Genomic DNA, 784 nt, shown 5'->3' with positions numbered 1-784 from the left:
TGTGCTGGTTTTTGGACGCCGGCAAGAAGGAGGCTCCGCAGGGTCAACTGACCGGCGTCCAAAAAGCGCCAAGGCACGAAGTCGCGGGAAGTTGGGCACCGACGGTGCAGCGAGTGCTATGGGGATTTGATGCCGGCGCCGACCTTGATGATAGACGTGGCGCTGGCGGAATTCGGCCTGCGTGTCTGTAGGTACGGGAGTTCAGGAGAGTGCAATAGGCGTTTGGGCGAGCGTTCGGAGCGCACCGATGCGCGATGCGCGCACTGATGGATGCTATAGGGTGGAGAGAGAGCGCCGCCGGCGTGGAGCCAGCGCATTGGAATGGGAAACCCGCAGCGCTCACAGGAGGTCTGGCTCATGAGGTGTCGATCCTGATCAGTGTCGGCCGCCAGCTCGGCTGGCAGCCGGGCGCGAAGGTCTCGATGACGATCATACGCGCGCCACAGCACGGGCATGGGTACGGCAGCACGCGCGGGGTGTCCGGCGCAACATCCGGCTGCTCTTGCGGGTCGGCGGCAGGCGGGACGACATCGAGGAGTGCACGGGCCGTGGCGATGCTTTCGGCGCGGTTGGTTGAGGCAAAGAGCCCGTAGTGGCGGATGCGGTGGAAGCCCTTGGGCAGCACGTGCAGCAGGAAGCGCCTGATGAACTCCTGCGGGTGAAGCCGCATCGTCTTCCAGCGGTCGGATCCGTTGACGCGATAGTCCTTCCAACGGAACGCAATCGCCTCGCTGTCGGCTGCAACGAGGCGGCGGTTTGAGATGGCAACCCGATGGGTGTAACG

At 64.4% G+C, this 784-nt stretch carries 1 protein-coding gene; it reads right to left on the bottom strand.

The features are described from left to right. Positions 1–355: 355 nt before the first annotated feature. Positions 356–784 (bottom strand): transposase (locus SO180_RS42435; RefSeq protein WP_449384714.1); only part of this gene is annotated, 429 nt, incomplete at its 5' end.

Source organism: Bradyrhizobium sp. UFLA05-112 (assembly GCF_053572325.1).
Note: the sequence above shows the minus strand (reverse complement) of the source record. Positions and strands in the feature narration are given on the sequence as shown.